The sequence below is a fragment of the Hydrocoleum sp. CS-953 genome (assembly GCF_002260545.1).
Taxonomy (GTDB): domain Bacteria; phylum Cyanobacteriota; class Cyanobacteriia; order Cyanobacteriales; family Microcoleaceae; genus Trichodesmium.
In genome coordinates this window covers 1-5,764 of sequence record NZ_LGSU01000975.1, presented here as the reverse complement: position 1 = coordinate 5,764, position 5,764 = coordinate 1, and the positions used below count along the sequence as shown (strand labels likewise).

General features: G+C 39.1%; 3 protein-coding genes. 2 read left to right on the top strand and 1 reads right to left on the bottom strand.

Translation table 11 applies throughout. The features are described from left to right. Nucleotides 1–973: 973 nt before the first annotated feature. Both glgB and AFK68_RS13715 read left to right on the top strand, forming a co-directional pair. Entirely contained in the window at nucleotides 974–3,316 is a 2,343-nt protein-coding gene (gene glgB, locus AFK68_RS13720) for a 1,4-alpha-glucan branching enzyme (RefSeq protein ID WP_094673287.1), read from the top strand. Between the two features lie 486 nt (nucleotides 3,317–3,802). Beyond that, complete coding sequence (locus tag AFK68_RS13715; RefSeq protein ID WP_246844177.1) at nucleotides 3,803–4,453, top strand: matrixin family metalloprotease; 651 nt, start codon at nucleotides 3,803–3,805, stop codon at nucleotides 4,451–4,453. Between the two features lie 725 nt (nucleotides 4,454–5,178). Here the strand turns inward: AFK68_RS13715 and AFK68_RS13710 are convergent. Beyond that, a complete protein-coding gene (locus tag AFK68_RS13710; protein WP_094673288.1) occupies nucleotides 5,179–5,541 on the bottom strand; it encodes a Lin0512 family protein in 363 nt (120 codons plus the stop codon). Nucleotides 5,542–5,764 lie beyond the last annotated feature (223 nt).

Below are 5,764 nucleotides of genomic sequence, written 5' to 3'. Positions count from 1 at the left end.
ATATAGCAGTTTATTTATTATTTAATTGATAATAATCTATTTAGGATTACTAAGTAGCTATACCAAATTAATTATACATCTTCCCTACCATCTCTTGGATTTTACTTCTCTCAACTAGGAAATTTATTTTACACCAACTGAACTATTTGAGAACTTTTGAATTCGCATCAAAGGAAGCAAAACATAAACAGAAATGATAGACTATATCATTCTGTAGTTATTGACTGCTGGCTCCTAATTCCTGACTTATGACTCATTTAACTCTCTAGAGCTGTATATTTGTATACTTATGTTAATCCGATGAAACGAAAGACTTCGTTTCATAACTATTAATCGTTTCAGAAGCACTTGTCATGGTAAAAAGGTGACAGTTGAACTCTTGTTTCACCTCTTGACCAAAAAATCAGGTCTCAAGTCTTCCCTTTTAAGGGAATGAAAAAGCGGTATTTCAAGCCTCTGGGTTTCCGTTTGTCATGCTGCGCAAACAGCCTGAGGTACTGATAACTGTTAACGTTAGCGAAGCTCCTCTGTTAGCGCAGCTCCTCCGGAGGAGGCAAGAGGCAGTTCCTCTGTTAGCGCAGCTCCTCCGCAGGAGGCAAGAGGCTAACTGAATTGCGCAGTTCCTCCGGAGGAGGCTAACTGAAATGACCATCAGCTCTGTACAACCAAATATTTGGAGAATTTATCCTAGTTGGGCATCATCGACTAGCATATTTTCCCCATATTGTGGCATTCTTAATTAATTGTTAACAAAAATATATTGACAAANTCCTCTGTTAGCGCAGCTCCTCCGCAGGAGGCAAGAGGCTAACTGAATTGCGCAGTTCCTCCGGAGGAGGCTAACTGAAATGACCATCAGCTCTGTACAACCAAATATTTGGAGAATTTATCCTAGTTGGGCATCATCGACTAGCATATTTTCCCCATATTGTGGCATTCTTAATTAATTGTTAACAAAAATATATTGACAAAAATGACAATTTCTGCAGACCAAGTTAACCAAATAGTTTGGAACCATCATCATGACCCCTTTGAAGTCCTCGGTGCCCATCAGATAGAAAAAGATGGCAAAGCTATGACAGTAATCCGAGCCTACCAACCAAATGCCGAAGCTGTCTCAGTGATCTCTCCGATAGACCGGAAAGAATACTCAATGCAGTCAGTCCATGACCCTCATTTCTTTGAATGTGTAATCGACACCACGGAACTGGCCAACTATCAACTTAAAATCAAAGAAGGAGAACACGAACGAGTCATCTATGACCCCTACGCTTTCCGCTCTGCGAAACTTACAGACTTCGACCTCCAACTATTTGGAGAAGGAAATCATCACCGCATCTACGAAAAATTAGGGGCACATATTGCCGAAATTAACGGAGTCAAAGGAGTCTACTTTGCTGTTTGGGCACCCAATGCTCGTAATGTTTCAATTTTAGGAGACTTTAACCATTGGGATGGTCGTAAACACCAAATGCGGAAAGGACATACAGGAGTTTGGGAACTATTTATTCCTGATATTGGCCCTGGAGAACATTATAAGTATGAGGTTAAAAACTGGGAAGGACACATCTATGAAAAAAGTGACCCTTATGGATATCAACAGGAAGTAAGGCCCAAAACAGCTTCTATTGTTGTTGACCTAGACTCCTATACTTGGAACGACCAAGAATGGATGGAGAAACGTCGCCATACTGACCCTCTGACTCAACCCATTTCTGTCTATGAATGTCACTTGGGTTCTTGGATTCACGCTGCTTCTGCCGAACCAGCTAAACTGCCTAATGGGGAAACCGAGCGTGTAGTGCAAGTCTCGGAACTTAAACCAGATGCTCGTTTTCTTACCTACCGAGAATTAGCAGACCGTCTGGTTTCCTACGTTAAAGATTTGGGCTATACCCACATCGAAATGTTACCTGTGGCAGAGCATCCTTTTGATGGTTCTTGGGGTTATCAGGTTACAGGATTTTTTGCTCCTACCTCTCGCTATGGTAATGCTGAAGACTTCATGTATTTTGTGGATAAATGCCATGAAAATGGTATTGGCGTAATTGTAGACTGGGTACCAGGACATTTTCCCAAAGATGGACATGGTTTGGCTTTCTTTGATGGTACTCACCTCTATGAACATCCAGACCCCCGCAAAGGTGAACACAAGCAATGGGGTACTTTAGTATTTGACTATGGTCGTAATGAAGTCCGTAACTTCCTAGTTTCAAATGCCCTTTTCTGGTTTGAAAAGTATCATATTGATGGTTTTAGGGTAGATGCGGTTGCTTCTATGGTCTACCTCAACTATTTGAGAGAGGATGGTGCATGGATTGCTAACCAATACGGAGGCGTAGAATATATCGAAGCTGCTGATTTCCTCCGTCAAGTTAATCATTTGATTTTCGGTTATTATCCTGGTGTTCTTTGTATTGCAGAAGAATCTACTGCCTGGCCAATGGTAACTTGGCCTACTTATGTTGGTGGTTTGGGTTTCAACCTCAAGTGGAACATGGGTTGGATGCACGATATGCTCGACTATTTTGAAATGGACCCTTGGTTCCGACAGTTCCACCAGAATAATGTTACTTTCAGTATTTGGTATCACCATAGTGAGAACTATATGTTAGCTCTGTCTCACGATGAGGTGGTACATTGTAAGAGTAATATGTTGGGTAAAATGCCAGGGGATGATTGGCAGAAGTTTGCTAATGTCCGGGCGTTATTTGCTTATATGTTTACTCACCCTGGTAAGAAAACTATGTTTATGGGGATGGAGTTTCCTCAATGGGGTGAATGGGATGTTTGGGGCGATTTAGAATGGCATTTGCTCCAACATGATGCTCACCAAGGGATGAAACGATTTTTCCGGGATGTGAATCAGCTCTATCGTTCTCAACCTGCTTTGTATGAACAAGATTGTACTGAGGAAGGTTTCCAGTGGATAGATTGTAGTGATAATAATCATAGTGTGGTCTCGTTTATTCGTCGTGCTAAAGATGGGAAAGATTTTGTGGTAGCGGTTTGTAATTTTACTCCTCAACCCCATAGTCATTATCGCATCGGTGTACCTGAACCAGGGTTCTATACTGAAATATTTAATAGCGATGCTGGTAATTATGGTGGCAGCAATATGGGTAATTTAGGTGGTAAGTGGACTGATGATTGGTACTACCACGATCATCCACAGTCTTTGGATTTGTGTTTGCCTCCTTTGGGTATTTTGGTGTTTAAGTTAGACAAGGCTAAAACTCTAGCAATGATGCAAGAATCTGAGGATGTTGAAGCTGTGGAAGCTGAAGCTGAAACTGAAACTGCATCTGAAGCGTAAATTAATCGCTCAATCAAAACTAAGGCAAAATTGAAAAGGTTGGTAGTTGAATTTTTAATTAATGCTGCCAACCTTTGTTTATGGGTTAGTAAAGGTTAGGTTATAATATTTGAGGGTAGGAGTTTGGTTTCCAAACCCTAGGGAAAATTGGATTTGGAGACCAAACCCCTACAGTTTTTTTTTTAAAATTCTTCCTTCTTTTCTAGGGACGTTGCACAGGCAAAAATGCGTTTTCCGTTCCGGAATGCTCCGCAAACATGTTGTGCAGCGTTTTGCTGGCGCACAACTTTCCGTTCTGGAATGCTCCTAATTACGCACTTCGGCTGTCGCCGATATGAAAAGCGGAGCTTTGCGTCAGCAAAACGTCCCTACCATTTTTAACAAACACTTATCAAGCTTGGTATAATGTTTATTAACAGAATAGTATCCGTTTATTTGCGTTTCTTTTTTTGCGGTTTTGCTATTTGGATAATAGCTTTCTATTTTTTGTTTTCAACTCCAACGACGGCAGTTACTTCTCAAGACTTGCCACCTCTGAAATCTTATCCTCTACCAGAAACTTTGGTAGAATGGCAAGACTCCAATAATAGTGATGATTATTTTGATCAAATTGAAGTTCAGGATGTAGGTTATCTAATTTGGTCGCAGTTTCCTATTAAGGTTTATGTGGAATCTTCTGATAATGATGAGTCTCGGTCTAGTCAATGGGTTAAGACTGTAGTAGATGCTATTTGGGAATGGAATATTTATTTACCTTTGCAAGTGGTAGACAACCCAGAAATTGCTGATATTAAAATTTTTAATAAACGACCTCCCTTAAGACCAGGAAAACTAAGAGCGCGTTCGGCAGAAACTCGCTATCAGTTATATCAAGATGAGAATGGAATTTTATTTCATAATTTCGTGATTTCCTTGAGCCCTATGCAAGTAGGTAAATATTTACCTGCTGCTGCTCGTCACGAGTTTGGTCATGCTTTGGGTATTTGGGGTCATAGTCCTGAAAAAACTGATGTTATGTATTATTCTCAGGTGGCAGAACCTCCCCCTATTTCATCTAGGGATATTAATACTTTAAAAAAGATTTATCTACAAACAACTAGAATAGGCTCCAAGTTTCCTTTGTCCTCAGATGACTGATATCAAATCTACTTGATTTTGTATAAAACAATATTCCATGTTCAATCATTGCCAAATATTTGTCAATTATCTTCCATCCTTACCCCTGTAGGGGCGTTTTGCTATCGCACAACTCCGTTAACGCTACGCGACATATAAAACGTTTCGGCGCTTGAGCCGACATGTTTGCGGAGCATTCCGATAGGAAAGTTGTGCGTAGCTAATGGCCATTCGCCCCTACAATATCTAAATTAGAGCAATAGTACCGGATTTAATATGATACTACTGGAGATACAATTATTTAACTATTTTTTGTTACAGAAAAAATATTTATATTATAGCAGAAAATATAATTGTCTTTGCTCGAATAAATATCAATTATATAGTCATCTTCATCAAATCTTTATCAATCTTACCTTGTTATTTAAAGATTTGGTAAAGATTGGCAAAATTGAGGTTTTTTTTGTTAAAAATCATTAATAATAGTAATTGTGAATTNATAGTATTTGCTAAAATACTTCCGAAAAATTATATAGTCATCTTCATCAAATCTTTATCAATCTTACCTTGTTATTTAAAGATTTGGTAAAGATTGGCAAAATTGAGGTTTTTTTTGTTAAAAATCATTAATAATAGTAATTGTGAATTTCAACTAAGTTATAGTAACCTCAACTAAGTGATTTATATATCTGCTGTGTGCTTTGTAGTAACTCATAGCAGATTTTTTTTTTGATCGTGTCCTATCTTTATTGAGGAACAAATACAGTCACTGCAGCCACTGCAATTAACATCTCATCATTTTTATCTTCTAATTCAGGAATTGCTCGACCCTGCATTACCATTCCCCCATCTTCGACACTTATACTTTTCTGGCCAAAAGGCAATACAGCCAAAACCTCTTCTACCCGCACCTGTTCCGGGTAAGGTACAGCCACCTGTACTTCTACAATCATTTCATTAGGATGACTTAAACCTGCTACCTCCCATACACCAGGCAAAGCATTATGGGCAATGGCATTTCTGACAGCTCTAGCTGCTGCTACTGTTGGCTCCTGGCCATGTTGATCTACACCCATTCCCATTTCAATAATTAAACGTTTTCTAGTCATAAACACCCAAATTAACCACAGTTTCTTCATCATATCAAATTCGGTAGCATCGGTGTTATTCAGTATTTTAAAGATAAGAGTCCTTATGGTAGGGGCGAATGGCATTCGCCCCTAACCATTGTATGAGGACGACAGAATTATATTAGAGTTGTTGGGAAATAAGGTAAAATGGTTCAAGCAGAAATTGGCCAGAAGAATGCTAAATATTGAACGAGCCTTAAAA

What these genes read in the sequence shown, in the direction of transcription:
- glgB (WP_094673287.1), top strand. Translation starts at nt 974, where the DNA reads ATGACAATTTCTGCAGACCAAGTTAACCAAATAGTTTGGAACCATCAT.
- AFK68_RS13710 (WP_094673288.1), bottom strand. Translation starts at nt 5,541, where the DNA reads ATGACTAGAAAACGTTTAATTATTGAAATGGGAATGGGTGTAGATCAA.